Annotated in this window: 12 protein-coding genes; 5 read left to right on the top strand and 7 right to left on the bottom strand. The window is 62.9% G+C overall.

Annotated elements, in window-relative coordinates; all coding sequences use genetic code 11:
• Positions 1-107 precede the first annotated feature (107 nt).
• The 4 genes from H567_RS25430 to H567_RS0116145 all read right to left on the bottom strand — a co-directional run bounded on the left by H567_RS25430 (position 108) and on the right by H567_RS0116145 (position 5,301).
• Positions 108-623 carry a response regulator gene (locus H567_RS25430; protein WP_153306223.1) on the bottom strand — a complete coding sequence of 172 codons (516 nt, stop codon included), beginning with the start codon at positions 621-623 and terminating at the stop codon, positions 108-110.
• 75 nt (positions 624-698) lie between these two features.
• Positions 699-3,377: a bifunctional acetate--CoA ligase family protein/GNAT family N-acetyltransferase gene (locus tag H567_RS0116160; protein WP_028322194.1), complete on the bottom strand. Its 2,679-nt coding sequence runs from the start codon at positions 3,375-3,377 to the stop codon at positions 699-701.
• A 278-nt stretch (positions 3,378-3,655) separates the two neighbouring features.
• Positions 3,656-4,555, bottom strand: coding sequence for a universal stress protein (locus H567_RS0116150; RefSeq protein ID WP_028322193.1), 900 nt, complete (start codon positions 4,553-4,555; stop codon positions 3,656-3,658).
• Positions 4,556-4,611: 56 nt separating this feature from the next.
• Positions 4,612-5,301: a CBS and ACT domain-containing protein gene (locus H567_RS0116145; protein ID WP_028322192.1), complete on the bottom strand. Its 690-nt coding sequence runs from the start codon at positions 5,299-5,301 to the stop codon at positions 4,612-4,614.
• A gap of 458 nt (positions 5,302-5,759) precedes the next feature.
• On the opposite strand from H567_RS0116145, the gene H567_RS0116135 reads away from it, so the two are divergent.
• The 3 genes from H567_RS0116135 to H567_RS0116125 are packed head-to-tail and all read left to right on the top strand — an operon-like array spanning position 5,760 to position 8,967.
• Positions 5,760-6,635 (top strand): AAA family ATPase, encoded by an 876-nt coding sequence (locus H567_RS0116135; RefSeq protein WP_028322191.1) that lies wholly within the window; start codon positions 5,760-5,762, stop codon positions 6,633-6,635.
• On the top strand, positions 6,613-8,442 hold the full coding sequence (locus H567_RS0116130) for a TraB/GumN family protein (RefSeq protein ID WP_028322190.1): 1,830 nt from the start codon (positions 6,613-6,615) through the stop codon (positions 8,440-8,442). The genes H567_RS0116135 and H567_RS0116130 overlap by 23 nt, the downstream gene beginning before the upstream one ends.
• Positions 8,443-8,466: 24 nt before the next feature.
• The gene (locus H567_RS0116125; RefSeq protein WP_028322189.1) at positions 8,467-8,967 is read left to right on the top strand and encodes a rubrerythrin family protein; all 501 of its coding nucleotides are present in this window, start codon (positions 8,467-8,469) and stop codon (positions 8,965-8,967) included.
• Positions 8,968-9,006: 39 nt separating this feature from the next.
• On the opposite strand, the gene H567_RS25425 is transcribed toward H567_RS0116125, so the two are convergent.
• From H567_RS25425 to H567_RS25415, 3 genes are read right to left on the bottom strand one after another with little or no spacing between them, the layout of a single operon-like run.
• The gene (locus H567_RS25425) at positions 9,007-10,344 is read right to left on the bottom strand and encodes an adenylate/guanylate cyclase domain-containing protein (RefSeq protein WP_084517410.1); all 1,338 of its coding nucleotides are present in this window, start codon (positions 10,342-10,344) and stop codon (positions 9,007-9,009) included.
• Positions 10,345-10,351: 7 nt separating this feature from the next.
• Positions 10,352-10,936, bottom strand: coding sequence for a cysteine hydrolase family protein (locus H567_RS25420; protein WP_035254773.1), 585 nt, complete (start codon positions 10,934-10,936; stop codon positions 10,352-10,354).
• On the bottom strand, positions 10,923-12,080 hold the full coding sequence (locus H567_RS25415; RefSeq protein ID WP_035254772.1) for a cysteine desulfurase family protein: 1,158 nt from the start codon (positions 12,078-12,080) through the stop codon (positions 10,923-10,925). The genes H567_RS25420 and H567_RS25415 overlap by 14 nt, the downstream gene beginning before the upstream one ends.
• Positions 12,081-12,914: 834 nt before the next feature.
• Between H567_RS25415 and ppsA the strand changes: the two genes are divergently transcribed.
• The gene (gene ppsA / locus H567_RS0116100; protein WP_028322187.1) at positions 12,915-15,392 is read left to right on the top strand and encodes a phosphoenolpyruvate synthase; all 2,478 of its coding nucleotides are present in this window, start codon (positions 12,915-12,917) and stop codon (positions 15,390-15,392) included.
• A 6-nt stretch (positions 15,393-15,398) separates the two neighbouring features.
• Positions 15,399-16,397 (top strand): beta-ketoacyl-ACP synthase III, encoded by a 999-nt coding sequence (locus H567_RS0116095; protein ID WP_028322186.1) that lies wholly within the window; start codon positions 15,399-15,401, stop codon positions 16,395-16,397.
• Positions 16,398-16,439: the final 42 nt, after the last annotated feature.

Genomic DNA, 16,439 nt, shown 5'->3' with positions numbered 1-16,439 from the left:
AAGGAGATCAAGCGCTTGCGCGGAGGCGACCTGGTGGTCGCCGCACAAGCAAACGTGCAGATTGACGCCGAGATTGGCCAAAAAGACCATTTCCGGACGGAAACTCCCTAAGGTCCGGACCATTGCTCGTCAGCGGAAGGGGTGTCCGGCGAGGGGCCGTCATTCGGGAGCAGATTATAGATGAGAGTTTTCAGCGGTTCAATGCTATTCCCCATTTTTTCGACAAATCCCAAGGTGTCCAGGATCTCGGACCACTGATCGTCGACGGGGAGGAAGCCGTGTATGACGACCGGCAGGGCGGGGATGCGGCTGTCGAGCTTCTCGTAGAGCTGCTTTTCCTTCAGGTCCGGCAGATCTGGGTCCAGGATCAGGAGGTCCAGCCGTTCGGGTCCGAAGGCGCAATCGAGCACCTCCGCTGCGGATTTGGCCAAATGGACCTTGAACCCGTCGTTGGCCAGCTCACGTTTCAAGAAGTCCCTGATGTGCGGATTACGGTCAGCAACGAGAATCGTGAACATCCTTTCCACCGCCTCTGCCTCCGGATACATCCCCGTTGTTACGAATGGCGGATCCGCCTTGCTGCTCCGGGAGGCCACCAGCCCCCCATTCGGGTCCGGGTTCAACCCGATCGATCCAGCAGCTTGCGCGCCGCAGGGCTGTCCGGACTTTCTCCGGCCGCCGCAAGGCGGCCTGGCCGTTCACCCGTTCAGTTCGAGGCTGAGGGCATACAGGCCGTTTTCGGCGGCCTTTTTGACCTCGAAGCCGAGGCGCCGGGCCAACGCCAGCATCTGCGTGTTTTCCGCGAGCACCTGTCCAGTGATCCTTTTCATGCCCTTTTCCTTGGCGATCCCGATCAGGCGATCCATCAGGGCCGCTCCGATGCCTTGCCCCTGCCAGGGATCGCCCACAGCGACAGCGAATTCGGCCTCTTCCGTCCGCGGGGTGCTCATGAGGCGCGCGACCGCCAGGATCCGTTCGTGCTCCACCTCCGTGTCGATGGCCACAAGGGCCATGTCGCGGTCATAGTCGATTTGGGTCAGCCTGGCCAGCATCTTCGCCGGCAGGGCTTTCAAGGGGCTGAAAAACCGGAAATAGATGCTGCGGGGGGAAAGCGCCGAAAAGAGCTCGACCAGGAGCGGCGCGTCTTCCGGTTTAATGGGGCGGAGGAAGAAACGCCTTCCGTCTTTGGTGTTGATCATGGCCTCGTACTGATTCGGGTAGGGGCTGATCACCAGATGCCCGGGGGACGGCCCGGCGGGCGGTGCGATGCGGATGCGTGCATCCACCGCGAGGCCGCGGTGGGCGTCGAGCAGGAAAGGGTTGATGTCCAGTTCGGATATCTCCGGGAAATCCGTGACCAGCTGGGCCAGACGCACGAGGACTTCTTCCAGCAGTTCGATGTTGGCGCGGGGGATGTTCCGATAGCCCTCTAAGACCCGATGGATCCGGGTCTCCTCCATGAGGCGCCTGGCCAGAAGCCGGTTGAGCGGAGGCAGCGCCAGCGCGTGGTCCTTCCAAAGCTCCGTGAGGATGCCTCCCGCGCCGAAAAGGAGCACCGGCCCGAAATCGGGATCCATTTTGCTGCCGAGAATCAGTTCGTGCATCGGATGGGAGACCATGGGCTGCACGGTGACGCCGTCTATGCGTGCGTCCGCCTTGTAGGCGCGGGCGGCCGCGAGGATGCGCTCGAAGGCCTCCCGGGCCTCGTCGGGCGTTTTCAGGTTCAATTCGACGCCGCCGGCATCCGATTTGTGGACGATGTCCCGTGACAGGATCTTCATCACCGCCGGAAAGCCCAGCCGGGCGCTCAAGGCCGCCGCTTCGTCGGCGTCATGGGCGGTTTCGGTCGGATTGACGGGGATCCCATAGGCGCTCAGGATCTTTTTGGACAGGGGCTCGTCAAGCATTCCGCCGCCGTCCTCGAGGGCCTTCTCGATCATCGATTTTGCCGTGACCCCGTCGAAATAGAGCGAGCGGTCGAATTTCGGCGGGATCTCGTGGAGCATTTCCAGGTTGCGGGCGTAGGAAACTGCGTACATAAAGGCCGTGACCGCGCGTTCTGGCGAGTCGTAGGTGGGGAAGGCGGACTGATTCATGGCCTCCCGCCCCGGGTCCGCCCCCTCACCGCCCATCCAGACGGAGAAGAGCGGCATGTCCGGATTTTTGTTCCGGAAGGCGGATACGAGCGCGGAAGCGACCTCGGCCGTCGGGTTCAGGCCCTGCGGGACATAGACGGTCATGAGCGCATCCATCTCTTTGGCCGAAAGACAGATCTCGGCTGCGGCCTTCCACCGTTCGGGGACGGCGTCTCCCAGGATGTCGATCGGGTTGCGCCTGCTCCAAAAAGGCGGAAGCAATGCATCGAGCGCCTTCAGCGTATCGGGTTGGAGGGGGGCCGGTTCGAGGCCGTAGGAGGCCAGGGCGTCGGCGGCCATGACCCCCGGGCCGCCTCCGTTCGTGAGGATGCACAGCCTGTTTCCGCGCGGGTTGTGCTGCTTGGCGAACAGTTCGGCACAGTCGAAGAGTTCATTCATGGTCTCGACCCGCAGCATGCCGGCCCGCTTGAAAGCGGCATCGTAGACGGCGTCTTCCCCCGCCATCGCACCGGTGTGGGAGGATGCCGCCGCGGCGCCGGCGGCCGACCGGCCCGCTTTGAGCACCACGATGGGTTTGACCCGCGAGACGGCGCGCGCGGCGCTCATGAACTTGCGCAGATGGGTCAGGCTTTCGACGTAAAGCACGATGGCGCTAACGTCGGGGTCATGCCCGAGGTAGTCGACGAGGTCCCCGAAGTCGACATCCAGCATCGACCCGATACTGACGAAATAGCGGAAACCGATCCCCTCGCGTTCAGAGAGGTCCAGGATGGCGGCGCACATGGCGCCGCTCTGCGAGATGAATGCAAGCCGGCCGCTGAGCGGCGCCCGGTGGGCAAAGGTCGCGTTGAGCTTCACGGAAGCGGATACGATGCCCATGCAGTTGGGGCCGATGATCCGGATCCCGGCCGCGTCGGCGCTCTCCCGGATAGCCCTTTCGACGGCGCGGCCGCGCTCCCCGGTTTCCTTCCCGCCGGCGGAGATCACGATGGCACCGCCAAGGCCTGCCGCCTCGCCGTCATCGATGACGGCGGGCACCTTTTCGATGGGCACGGCGACAACCGCCAGGTCGACCGGTTCTCCGATCTCCCTGAGGGATGCGTAGCACCGGGTCCCCATCAATTCTTTGTACTTCGGGTTGACGGGGAAGACGGCCCCTTTGAAGGGCGCCTCCAGCAGGTTGCTCAGAAGCGCTTCGCCGATGGTGCCGGCCTTCTCCGTGGCGCCGACGAGCGCCACGCTCGACGGCATGAAGATCTTCTCGAGGTTGTAGATACTCACCGCCTGCCTCCGGTACACGATCTGGAAGAAACAGCCACTCGGTCACGCATGCGTGTTCATCCGGAAATGATTTCGCCGTAGAACCCGGTTTCCATCCAAAAAGGAGGATTTTTCTTTACACGCTGCGCGTGCTCAGTCCCACCGCTTCGCGGCGGGTCCCGGTCTGGGTCATGTCAATGAAATCAAATAGCTGCGCTGAGACGGCCTGCAGGTCGCCGCACAAGCAAACGTGCAGATTCACGCCGAGATTGGCCCAATAGACCATTTCCGGATGAAATCTAGTTGATGACCCATATCGCCAGGCCCTTCCCCATTTGGATCAGCTTGTTTGTGACGCGGCCCAAAAAAAACTGCTCCACCTTGCTGATCCCCCTTCGGCCGGCGATGATGGTGCCGTACCCGCCTTTTCGGGCCTCTTCCACGATGGCGGCCGCCCGCGACGGGACATTCGTGATGACCTGGGTGCTGATCTGGGTGGGGCGCATCCCCCCGGCCATGAGGTGCTCTTTGGCCTCGTCGAAAAACCGTCCGATCACGATTTCGGCCTCTCCGATCGTCTCTCTGGTGGAGGCCCTGACAACATGGGTCAGGGTGACCTCCATCGAGCTGCCGTCAAGGGTTGCAGCGGCAAAATCGACAGCGCGCAGCGATCCTTCGGACCCGTCCACCGCGATCAGGACCTTGCCCGGGCGGGCCCCCTTTCCGACCAGGATCAGGGGAGTGAAATGCATCCCCTCGAGGAGTTTGGTGGAAACGCTGCCGAGGACGATTCGCCTCAGGTGGGCCATGCCTTTGCGGCCGACGAGCACGGCGTGGCATCCTTTTGCGGCCTGTTTGAGGATGTCCCTGGCGATCCCCGACTCCCTCGCATGAATCAGGATCCTGACCGATTCCGGTGAAAACCCGGCCTTCAACAAGTGTTTGCGCGCCTTTTCCATATAGGCCTTGAGCCGTTTCTCCTCTTCGATGGCCCAGGCGTGCACCTCCGCGATGCGGCGCCCGACGTGAGGCTGCTGCTGCAGGTCCCAGTAAGGTTCCGGGATCCTGCTGAATACGCTGAAGAGCACGACCGGCATGCTGCGCATGGACGGGATTTCGCTGATGTACCTGACGGTCTGAAAGGCGCGTTCGGAGCCGTCGAGTGCGAGCAGCAGCGGTTTTTGGGGGGTTTCAGCCATGGTCCGCCTCCTGTAAGTGAGAGGGTGGGGTCTGCCTGCCGGGTGGGGTCCCGTGTTCAGGCAGATTCTCCATAGATCTCTCGGATGTTTTCGCGATGGTCCACCATATACAGCAGTGCAGCTTTCTGACGGAGTTCTTCTTTCAGTTCGGCCAGCCTGGAGCGGTCCACCCCGTACATCCGGATGAATACCTGGCGGTAGCCCTTCGGCGCCCGTTCGTAGCTGGTCAGGATGCTGACCATGCGGCCGCCGTATTTACGGATGATGTCCGCCACGGTCTTGATCGAGCCCGGTGTGTCTTCCACCTGGAACCCGAACTGGATGCCCCGGTGCCCGACGCCCGTGAGGCTGATGAGGCAGCGGAAGATGTCCCCCTTGGTGATGGCCCCTGCGAGATTGCCGTCGTGGTCGACCACCGGTGCCCCGGAAATCCTGTGTTTGAGGAGGATTTCCGCTGTTTCCTCGACCGTGTGGTCGAAGGGAACCAGAATGGGGTCTTTGGTCATGATATCGGCCAGCTTGATCCGCGATATCAGATAGAGAAGTTCGTGCACCTCGAGCGTGGTGGCATCGGAGGCGGAGGCCCGTTTGAGATCCCTGTCCGTTACGATACCGACGATTTTGCCCCGTTTCATGACCGGCAGCATGCCGATGTCATGCTGCTTCATCCGCTTGGTGGCCTCCTGCATGTTGTCGTTGATGTCGATCGTGATCACGTTCCGGCTCATCCAATCCTTGACGAGCATGCCTGCACCTCCTGCCCTGAAGCGTTTCCCGAAGTTTGCCCGCGCCCCTTCACCGAAAACCCGACTGCCGGGGCGGGGACGCCAGGTTTCATCCCCTCGTTTTCCGAATGAAACCCAGTTTAGCACAAAGCAACATATATGCCAAACAATCGACTGGCCGGTGGCTGCCGCCCGGACCGGTTTTTCCTGCGGTCAATGGGTCGGCCGGCGGCCTTTGGCGTAGAGGCCTCTGTTGAGCCTTTTTACAATGTGTAAAAAATCCCTTTGCTTTGGGGCCGGGCTTCCGGGAGATTCGGGATTTGCATTTTGCCCGCCTCGCCATTAGAATCTTCTGATGTGAAATGAACGTCGAGGACCGGAGCTTTCCCGGTGTTTCCGGAAGGGAAACCCGGGCCGGGTCCGGGAAGCATCTGCAGGCCCCCCGATGAGCGGGTGGCCTTGTCTATGGAGGATTTGGAATGGCTGAAACGGTAACCCTGGATGGGGTGGAGATCCACCTCGCCGCCCCCGACGATGTCCCTCTCCGCTGGGTGGGCCAGCCGGAGCTGGTCACCCAGGTCCTGGCGGCCTGGCTCGTTTTGGGGGAAGAAGACCTCCCGCTGAATCCGAGGTTGATCGGAAAGCCGGGGGTCGGCAAGACCACTCTGGCCTACCACGCGGGCAGGATCCTGCAGCGCCCGGTCTATCTTTTCCAAGCGACCATGGACACGCGTCCGGAGGATCTGGTCATCACCCCGGTGATCGCGGAGCAGGGCCGCATCCGGTACATGGCGAGCCCCGTGGTCAGCGCGGTCATCAAAGGCGGGGTGGCGATCATTGACGAGGGCAACCGGATGAGCGAGAAAAGCTGGGCCTCCCTCGCCCCCCTGCTGGACGCCCGCCGATATGTGGAATCCATCGTGGCCGGGGTCAAGATCAAGGCGCATCCGGACTTCCGGTTCTGCACCACCATGAACGAGGATGCCTCGACCTTCGAACTGCCCGAATACATCCACTCGCGGCTCCAACCGCAGATCTACATCGATTTTCCCGATCGCGACGAGGAGCGCCGGATCCTGAAGAGCAATCTGCCCTTCTCCGACGATGAGGTCATCGAATATGTTCTGACCTTCCTCCAGGCGGCCCACGAGGGGGATGAGCGCTATTCCGTCCGGGATGGGATCAACATCGCGCGGTACGCCCTCAAACGCCTGGCTGCGGATGGCAAGCAGCTCGGAACGGAGCGTTCCGAGCTGCTCCCCGCTGTTTTGGGGGAGGCTGCAGCCATGATCCTCGATGTCAACGCGGCCCGCCTGTTCTCGGAGTTGCTGCATGCCGAACCAGAGGATCTCTAGCCTCGACTGGGGAAGTATCCGCTTCGTCCCCATCCTGCACAATCTGCTCGAATTCGCCCAGGAGGTGCGGCGGCAGTTTCGGGAGTTCCGGCCGGAGGTCGTTGCCGTCGAATACCCCGAGACCCTGATGGAGCCGATCCTGCGCGGTGTGGCGCGTATGCCCCTCCTGTCGGTCGTGAGCTACGAGGAAGAGGACGGGGTGTTGACCTATCTCGTCCTGGAGCCGACCGACGGACAGGTGGAAGCGCTCCGCCTGGCGCTTGCCGAAGGTGTGCCCGTCCACTTCGTCGATCGGGATACCGCTGATTACCCCTACGATTTCAGAGTGTTTCCGGACTCCTACGCCGTGAGGCGGATCGGCCACCAGGCCTACTGCGATGCCTGGCTGCGCTCGGATGCAGCTGCAGGGGCGGTTGTTCAGGAGGATCTTCTCCGCGAAAAGACCATGGCCTATCACCTGCAGAGGCTGAGTGCCGAAGGCCGCCGGGTGCTTTTCGTAGGGGGACTCGCCCACCTGGCGGGGGTCCGACGCGAGATCGAGGCCCCCCAGGCCCGCGTCATCGGAAGGACCCATCGTGACGGGGTGATGCTGGCGCATCTGCACCGGGATTCGAGCCGGGAGATCCTCTCCGAAACCCCATTTCTGGCTGCGCAATATGAAGCGGCGCGGTCGGGGGGCGAAGCGGAGGGGCTCGATCGTCTGGAGGTTCAGGCGCGGATGGTCCGGCTGGCTGGAGAGCGGCAGTGGCAGCACGCGCGGGAGCGGCTATCGGTGCAGCAGTTGCGCGTTCTGAACCGCTTCGCCCGCAATTATGCGCTTCTGAGCGCGAGGCTCGTACCGAATTTCTACCAACTGCTCGTGGCGGCGCGGGGCGCGGTCGACGACAATTTCGCCTACGAGGTCTGGGAGATCGGCAGCGACTATCCATGGCAGTCCGAGCAGCCGGATCTGCCGGTTCTGCGCCTTTCAGGCGAAGATCTCTTTCTGGATCAGAAGCGGATCCGCTTTCACCGGCGGCTCAAACAGATGCGCCGAAGGCTCGTCCCGGTCCCCGTCAGGCGCAGGGCGAGGGAGGCGGCGCCCGGCGAGTGGCGGCGGAGCTTCAGGGGGGAGGCCATCTGTTCCTACCCGCCGGAGGATCTGGTCATCGAAGGGTATGGTCAGTACCTCAAGAAGAAGGCGCTCGAGGTGAAGACGGAGGAGAATGTCCGCATCGAGCCGTTCACGGGTTCGATGCAGGATGGACTGGATGTGCGGGAAACGGTCCGCAGGTGGGCCACGGGGCGGGTCTATGTGCGCGAAGAGCGCCCGCTGCGCGGCCGGGTGGGGTCCGTGGTGGTCATTTTCGACCCCGATGAGCCTGGCGGCGAGGGAAAGGAGGCCTACCCCTGGTGCGTGACCTGGCTGGGGGAGCACGATCAGGAATCCGACATGGCCTTCTACAGCACGCCGGCCGGGGAGGTGATGAAGGGACCGGGGATCTCCCTCTGCCAGCACGGGGGGTTTATGCTGACCTATCCGCCCATGCGCGTCTTCGACATCTGGAAGGATCCGTTTTTCGGCCAGGCCCGGAACAAGCCCGAACGTCTGCTGATGGCGGCCATCGACTACAGCCTGGAACAGCACGTCGTCTACGTGGCGGCGGAGCCGCCGTCCGGGCGCTGCCGGAGCGTGGCGGCGCGGCTGGGGAAGACGATTCTCTACCTGCCGATCGGGATATTCTCCGCCGAGACCCTGCGGAAGATGCGGAGCTTTCACGTGCTCGACGGGCATCCTGTGCGGCGCTACGCGCATCGCTATGTCTGATAATAACCATGAAGGAGAAGACGAATGGGTGAGAAGACCGAAAAGAACCTGGGTTATGCCTTTGCGGCCGAGTCGAAGGCCTCGGCCCGCAATCTCGCCTTCGCCCAGAAGGCGGAGGTCGAAGGGTATGCGCAGATCGCGCGCCTCTTCAGGGCCGTCAGTGAGGCTGAAGGGGTCCACGCGCAGCGCTATCTGCGTTTGATGCGCGGGAAGATCGGATCCACCGAGGAAAACCTTCAGGCCGCGTTCGAGAACGAGATCCGTGCGAATGTGGACGAGTATCCCCAATTGATCCAGGACGCGATGAACGAAGGGGTTGCCGCGGTCGAGAAGGCCTTTACCCAGTCCCGCGATGTCGAGAGCGAGCATGCCGACCTTTACAAGCGGGCGATGAACGACATGCTGGCCGAACGGGAGACCGCCTATTTCGTCTGCCAGGTCTGCGGCTACATCGCCGAGGATGAGCCGCCGGTCAACTGCCCGGTCTGCGGCGCCGTCCAGCAGAAGTTCAAGCCGGTGCCTTAGGAAGGGTGGCGCGGACTGGGGAACGGCTTGAAGGGCGGTTCATTTCCGGGTGTGCTCGAAGACGCCTTCCCAGTCCTCAGGCGGCGGCGCGTCGAGGAAGTGTTTGCAGCGCCCGGCCATGACGCGGGAAGGGCCGTCTTTTGGATCCGCTGCGGCGGCCTGCTCGAAGCCGTGGAGGGCACGGACCCAGCTGCGCTTTCGGTAGGCCTCGAGGGCTTCGGCGTAAAAGGCCAGCGCCGCCTCGCGCGCGGGTGCTGGCCGGGGGCCGTCCGCTTCCCCCAGAAGCTCGTAGATGCGCACCGACTGGACGCGGCCCTTGACCCGGACCCAGTCGATCTCGCGCAGGCGGAAGGCGGCCCCGGCCGCCTGCGCCGTCCGCTCTCCGATCAGGATGGGCGTTCCGTAGACGGCGCAAAGGCCTTCGAGCCGGGAGGCCAGGTTGACCTGGTCCCCCAGGACGCCGTAGGAGAAGCGGTAGGGCGATCCGAGATTCCCGACCAGCATTGGACCCGTGTTGACGCCGATGCGGGCCCGGATGGCCGGTCGACCCGCGGCTCGCCAGCGCCGCCGCAGGTCGCCGAGGGCCGCCTGCATGGCGAGGGCCGCGCGGCAGGCCCTCGATGGATGATCGGACTGCTCGACCGGCGCCCCGAAGATCGCCATCAGTTCGTCCCCCACGTATTCCTTCAACGTACCTTCAAAGGCGAAAACCTCGTCGGTCATGACCGTGAAATACTCGCTCAGCAGCGTTACCATCTCGTTCGGGGTGTGTGATTCGCTGTAGCGGGTGAAATCTTCTATGTCCGCGAAAAGGACCGAGAGGTTCTTCTCTTCACCCCCGAGCCGCAGCTCCTGCGGGTTGCGGGCGATCATCTCCGAGACCGAGGGCGGCACGTAGCGCTTGAAGGCGTCGTGGAGGAAGTGCACATAGGAGAGGTCTTCGACGGTCACCAGCAGGCCGCGCAGGGCGTTTTCCTCATCCCTGAAGGGCTGCAGATACAGATTTCCCACCAGGGTCTTGCCGGAGGGCAGTTTCAGGCTGCGCGAGGCCAGGTGGGCGGGCTCGGCGTCTTCCAGAGCCCGCAGGAGCCTGCGCCCGACCTCGCTTTCGGGCCCGAAGATCTCCGCCGCCGGTTTGCCGGTGAGTTCCTCCTCCTGGAATCCCAGGATATCCTGGGCGGCCTTGTTGCTCATCCGGACGAGGCCGTCCCTGTCGGTGGCGATCAGCGCCACGGGCAGCATGGACAGAAGCGCCTTGCTGTAGATCGACAGGTTGATCAGCCGCCGCGCCTGCTGGATGGCGAGGTCTTCCAGGCCTTCGTAAAAGGCCGCCATCGGGTCGCTCTCGGGTGGTGCGGAAGGGGGCTTCCGGTTCATGTAGGGCTCACGACGGTTTGAGCGCTTCCAGCAGAGCGGGTGCGCGCATGACCTGGAAAAGCGGGTGAAGGGGGTTGCGGCGGTAGAGGTCGAGCGTCTGCCGGTGCGTTTCCGCGGAGGCCGCCGCCGCGCAGTCCTCGAGCAGGACGGCCTTGAAGTCGTGGCACAGGGCGTCCATGACGGTCGTGAGGACGCAGAAGTTGGTGGCGATGCCTCCTACGGCGCACACGGTGACGCCCCTTTCCCTCAGCCAGTGTTCGAGTCCTGTCTTGAAGAAGGCTGAAAAACGGGGTTTCGGCAGCCAGTAATCCTCCGGGCGGCGGTCCAGTTCGTCTACGACCTCGGCGCCTTCGGTGCCCGCCAGCGAGTGCGGGCTCATACGCCCCTTGAAGATGAAATCCTCCGCGTGGAAGGCGTCGGTTGCGAAGACCACCGGCCAACCGGCCTCCCGGAAGGCGGCGCTCAGGGTGTTGATGGGAGGGATGATGGCCTTTGCCAGAGGCGTGATGGGCAGATGCCTCTCTTCGATGAAGTTGTCCTTGACCATATCGATGATCAGCAGGGCGGGCTTGTCCGCTTCAAAGTCGTTCATGATCCATCCTTTTAACCTGGTCGATGATGAGGCCGGCGGCCTCGATGATTTGATCCAGCGTGTTGGACCTGCCGAGCGACAGACGCAGGGCGCCCATGCCCGTGGCAGGCTCGATGCCCATCGCGGAAAGGACATGGGAGAGGGCTACGCTGCGGTCGTGGCAGGCGGCCCCGGTGCTGGCCATGATGTTCGGGAGGGCTTCGAGGATCCTTCCGCCCTGCAGACCGGGCACCGAGACGTTGAGGGTGTTCGGAAGACGCTCGGAGGGGTCGCCGTTCAGGACGAGCCCGTCGATGCCGGCGAAGAGGCGTTCCTGCAGCGTGTCCCTGAGCCGTTCGACCCTGCGGCGCTCGGCCGTGAGGGTCTCGGCCGCCAGCCGGCAGGCCGCGCCCAGCCCCACGGCGAGGAGGACGTTTTCCGTGCCGGCGCGCCGGCCGGACTCCTGCCCCGCGCCGTGGATGAGGGGCGTGATTTCGAGGCCTTCCCGGATGTAGAGGGCCCCCACGCCTTTGGGGGCGTAGAGTTTGTGCCCCGCGACGCTCAGGAGCGCGACGCCGAGGGCATCGACGTCGACGGGGATCTTTCCCACCGCCTGCGCGGCGTCGGTGTGGAGCGGGACCCCGTGCTCCGCCGCGATCGCCGCGATCTCGGCGACCGGTTGGAGCGTTCCGGTCTCGTTGTTGGCCAGCATGACGCTGATCAACCCGGTGCCGGGCGTGAGGGCGCGCCGGACCGCGTCCGGATCGACCCGTCCGCGGCCGTCGACCGGCAAAACGGTGAGGGTTGCACCGAGTTCGCCGAGGTAGAGCGCGGGGTTGAGGATCGCCGGGTGCTCGACGGCCGTCGTCACGAGGTGAAAGGCCCCCGGACGGCGGAAGTCCACGCGGCCTTTGAGGGCCATGTTGTTCGCCTCGCTGCCGCCGGAGGTGAAGACGATCTCCTGCGGCTTGCAGCCGAGAAGGCGGGCGACGTCGGCCCGCGCCTCTTCCAGGGCATCCTTGGCCCGCCGGCCGAGCGGATAGCCGCTCGAGGGGTTGCCGAACGCCTCCCCGAGAAAAGGGAGCATGGCTTCACGCACCTCGGGGGCGATGGGTGTCGTGGCGTTGTGGTCCAGGTAAATGGGTTGGTGTTGTGCGCAATGCATCGAAGGAATCCTGATAGAACGGGGAAATCAACAGGCTGCAGGTCTGCAGCGTTCTCTGCCGATCGGGCGCCGTCATGCATCGACCGGCGGGAAAAAACGGCCTACAGGCGCCTTTTAACGCAATTTTTCTGAATTGACAACAAATTCCATTGATGGTAGGTCTAGACCGTGGTTGCACGGGCTGGATCGCCGCCGGTCGGCGGTGCAGAGGGGGATCGTGCCCGGATGTCGTTTCTGGACGGGCATCGGCTTGAGCAGATGCCTGTTTGCATTTGGTGGCTGTTGCCGGTGGATACAGGAACGGTCTTCGGAGCCGGCCGTTCACCCCGTTCGATAGGGAAAATCCCCGCTTCCGCCGCGCTTTCCCGGGTTTGCATCGCCCTCGAGTCCCCGATCCCGGCGGCAGAGGAAAACCCGGAACCGAATGTCCGGGGCGCCCGCCGGGCCGCGGTGAGTGGAGTCTGCGGATCGGCGCGGAGGCAGGTGAACAGGCCCGTTCCCGGACGGAGGCGCCAATCGGTGCCCATCCGGGAGATGCGATTCGGCATGACCGGGTTTCCGATTCGGAGATGTTCGTTTGTTTCCACCCGGAAAGGATGTTCCGGTACAACCCGGTCCCCAACCCTGAAACGAGGATTTTTTCTTTTCACGTTGAGCGTGCACAGACACGCCGCTTCGCGGCGGGTCCTGGTTTGCTGAAATCGAGGACATCAAGCGCTTGCGCGGAGGCGGCCTATAGGTTGACGCACAAGCCAACGTGCAGATTGACGCCGAGATCGGCGAAACGACCATTTCCGGATGGAAACCAGTTTGCTTGGGAAGAGGAGAGAGTCGATGGCAAAAGATAATGAGAAGAAGTTTATACTCTGGTTCAACGAGATCGGCATACGGGACGTCCCCCTCGTCGGGGGCAAGAATGCCTCGCTCGGAGAAATGTACCAGAAACTGCACAGCCGGGGGATCCAGGTCCCGAACGGTTTCGCCATCACGGCTTATGCCTATCGTTATTTCCTGAAGTACGCCGGCATCGAGGATGAGATCAAGAAGATCCTCAAGAACCTGGATACGAGCAATATCGAAGGCCTCATGCGCAAGGGCCGGGAGGTCCGCGAGACCATCGTACACGCCGAGTTCCCCCCCGATCTCACCCAGGCGATCTACACGAACTACGACAAACTGGCCGAGGAGTTCGCACTGCAGGGGCAGGATGCGGTCGATGTGGCCATCCGGTCCTCGGCGACGGCGGAAGACCTGCCGGACGCCTCTTTCGCCGGCCAGCAGGACACTTATCTCAATATCCGCGGGAGGATGAGCGTCCTCGATGCCTGCCGCAAGTGCTTTGCCAGCCTCTTCACCAACCGGGCGATCAGCTACCGCCACGACAAGGGCTTCGGACAGTTCGACGTCTCGCTTTCCATCGCGGTCCAGAAGATGGTCCGGAGCGATTCAGCCTATTCCGGCGTCATTTTTTCGATCGACACGGAGACGGGGTTCAAGGACGCGGTCTTCATCACGGCCGCCTACGGCCTGGGTGAAAACGTGGTCCAGGGCGTGGTCAACCCCGATGAGTACTATGTGTTCAAACCGACGCTGAAGCAGGGCAAGCGCGCCATCGTCAGCCGGAAGGTGGGGGACCGCGACATCAAGATGGCCTACTCGATGGAGGACGACGCCACGGTCAAGAACGTGCCGATCACGCTGCCCGAGCGGCACCGCTACGTCCTCACCGACGACGAGATCCTGCAGCTGGCGGAATGGGCCTGCATCATCGAGGAGCACTATTCCAAGGAGTCGGGCTACTTCAAGCCGATGGACATCGAGTGGGCCAAGGACGGCGACGGCGTCAACGTAGGGACCGGAAAGCTCTTCATCGTGCAGGCGCGTCCTGAAACCATCCACAGCCGCAAGGACCTGAAGACCTACGAAAACTACTATCTGGTCCAGGAGGGCGACCTGCTGGTCAGCGGAACGGCGGTGGGGACCAAGGTCGGCCAGGGGGAGGCCAACGTCATCCACTCGACGATCGATATGGGCAAATTCAAAAAGGGCCAGGTCCTGGTGACGAGCATGACGGACCCGGACTGGGAGCCGATCATGAAGATCGCCGCGGCGATCGTGACCAACAAGGGCGGGCGGACGTGCCACGCCGCGATCGTCTCCCGGGAGCTTGGCATCCCCTGTGTGATCGGTACCGGAAAGGGCGATGAAGTGATCAAGCCGGGCATGGAGGTGACCGTCTCCTGCTGCGAAGGCGAGACCGGCAATGTGTACAAGGGGCTCCTCAAATACGAGGTGGAAAAGATCGACCTCGAAGACGTCCCCAAGACCAGGACCAGGGTGATGATGAACGTCGGCATGCCCGAGAAGGCCTTCGCCCAGGGGATGATCCCGAACGACGGGGTCGGGCTGGCGCGCGAGGAATTCATCATCAACTCGCACATCGGGATCCATCCGCTGGCCCTCCTGGACTATGCGGAGCTGAAGGACCGGGCCCAGTCGGACCAGAAGATCGCGGGGGTGGTTTACAAGATCGACCAGATCACCTCGGTTTACGACGACAAGCGTCTGTTCTTCATCGACAAGCTGGCCGAGGGCGTGAGCCGCATCGCCGCCGGCTTCTATCCGAACGATGTCATTGTAAGACTCTCCGATTTCAAGACGAACGAGTATGAGAATCTGCTGGGCGGCTACCTCTACGAACCGCAGGAAAGCAACCCCATGATCGGCTGGCGCGGGGCCTCGCGCTACTACGACAAGAACTTCATGCGGGCCTTCGAGCTGGAGTGCCTGGCGCTGCACAAGGCGCGCAGCGAGGTCGGGCTGAACAACATCAAGGTCATGGTGCCCTTCTGCCGTACGCCGGAGGAGGGCCGGCGGGTGGTCGACCTGATGAAGCAGTTCGGGCTGACGCAGGGGGAGGACGGCCTCGAGATCTATGTCATGTGCGAGATCCCGAGCAATGTGATCTGCGCGGATCAGTTCGCGGATATCTTCGACGGCTTCTCCATCGGTTCCAACGATCTCACCCAACTGACCCTCGGCCTCGACCGCGACTCGTCGCTGGTTTCGCACCTTTATGACGAGCGCAACGATGCCGTCAAGCGTCTGATTGCCCAGGTCATCAAGACGGCCAAGGAAAAAAAGCGGAAGATCGGGATCTGCGGGCAGGCGCCGAGCGATTTTCCTGAATTCGCGGAGTTCCTGGTGGAATGCGGGATCGATTCCATGAGCCTCATACCGGACACCGTGATACGGACGAGGCTGCTGGTCGCGAAAAAGGAAAAGGCCCTTGGGATCAAGGTGGAGAACTGACAGCGCATGGGAAACATACGGATTCTCGGGACCGGGTCCTACGTCCCGCCCAAGGTGTTGACGAATTTCGACCTCCAGGCCATGGGCCTGGATACGACCGATGAGTGGATCGTCAAACGAACCGGAGTCAGCGAGCGGAGGATCGCCGATCCTGATGTTGCGACGTCCGATCTCGCCTATCAGGCCTCTCTCCGCGCCCTCGAGATGGCGGGGTTGACCGCCCAGGACCTGGACCTCATCATCGTGGGGACGATCACCCCGGACACCTGCTGCCCTTCGGCCGCCAACTGGCTGCAGGCCCATCTGGACGCCCCTCAGGCGGCCTCCTTCGATGTGACCGCCGCGTGTTCGGGCTTTATCTTCGGTCTGAACGTGGCCGAGCAGTACCTCAAGAACGGGGTCTACCGGACGATCCTGGTCGTCGGGGCCGAGGTGATGAGCCGAACGCTCAACTGGAAGGACCGTTCGACCTGCATCCTCTGGGGCGACGGTGCGGGCGCGGCTGTCCTGACGGCCGGGGATGCCGGGCCGGAGATCCTCTCGACGCATATCCACACGGATGGGGCCAACGGCCGCGACCTGCTCATGCCGGGCGGGGGGTCCAAAACGACGCCCATCTCGCATGAAAGCGTCGACAAAGGGCTCCACACGCTCAATATGATCGAGGCCAATGCCAGTTTCCGCGTGGCGGTGCGCCACTTCATCGAGTCGATCCGGGAGGCCCTCGATTTCAATGGGTTGCGTGTGGAGGATGTCTCGTGGTTCATCCCTCATCAGGCCAACCTGCGGATGTTTCAATCCATCGCGAAATTTTTGGATGTTCCGATGGAACAATTTTACGTAACACTCAATAAATACGGGAATATTTCTTCGGCATCCTGTGCCATTGCCTTCGACGAGGCGGTGCGGGACGGCAGCATCAGGGATGGAGACCTGGTGTGCCTGCCGGTCTTCGGAGGCGGATTGACCTGGGGGAGCGCCCTCGTCAGGTGGGCGTCCGTCTGAGGCCGCTTTTTCGAGGAAGTGCTGCCTGATACCGGGCGCCCC

The sequence above is a fragment of the Desulfatiglans anilini DSM 4660 genome (genome assembly GCF_000422285.1).
Classification (GTDB): Bacteria; Desulfobacterota; DSM-4660; order Desulfatiglandales; family Desulfatiglandaceae; genus Desulfatiglans; species Desulfatiglans anilini.
This window is presented reverse-complemented; position numbering and strand designations above follow the sequence as displayed.

Coding starts and splice junctions, on each gene's coding strand:
- H567_RS25420 (WP_035254773.1), bottom strand. CDS start 10,936: ATGAACGACTTTGAAGCGGACAAGCCCGCCCTGCTGATCATCGATATG.
- H567_RS0116125 (WP_028322189.1), top strand. CDS start 8,467: ATGGGTGAGAAGACCGAAAAGAACCTGGGTTATGCCTTTGCGGCCGAG.
- H567_RS0116130 (WP_028322190.1), top strand. CDS start 6,613: ATGCCGAACCAGAGGATCTCTAGCCTCGACTGGGGAAGTATCCGCTTC.
- H567_RS25415 (WP_035254772.1), bottom strand. CDS start 12,080: ATGCATTGCGCACAACACCAACCCATTTACCTGGACCACAACGCCACG.
- H567_RS25425 (WP_084517410.1), bottom strand. CDS start 10,344: ATGAACCGGAAGCCCCCTTCCGCACCACCCGAGAGCGACCCGATGGCG.
- H567_RS0116095 (WP_028322186.1), top strand. CDS start 15,399: ATGGGAAACATACGGATTCTCGGGACCGGGTCCTACGTCCCGCCCAAG.
- H567_RS0116150 (WP_028322193.1), bottom strand. CDS start 4,555: ATGGCTGAAACCCCCCAAAAACCGCTGCTGCTCGCACTCGACGGCTCC.
- H567_RS0116135 (WP_028322191.1), top strand. CDS start 5,760: ATGGCTGAAACGGTAACCCTGGATGGGGTGGAGATCCACCTCGCCGCC.
- ppsA (WP_028322187.1), top strand. CDS start 12,915: ATGGCAAAAGATAATGAGAAGAAGTTTATACTCTGGTTCAACGAGATC.
- H567_RS0116145 (WP_028322192.1), bottom strand. CDS start 5,301: ATGCTCGTCAAGGATTGGATGAGCCGGAACGTGATCACGATCGACATC.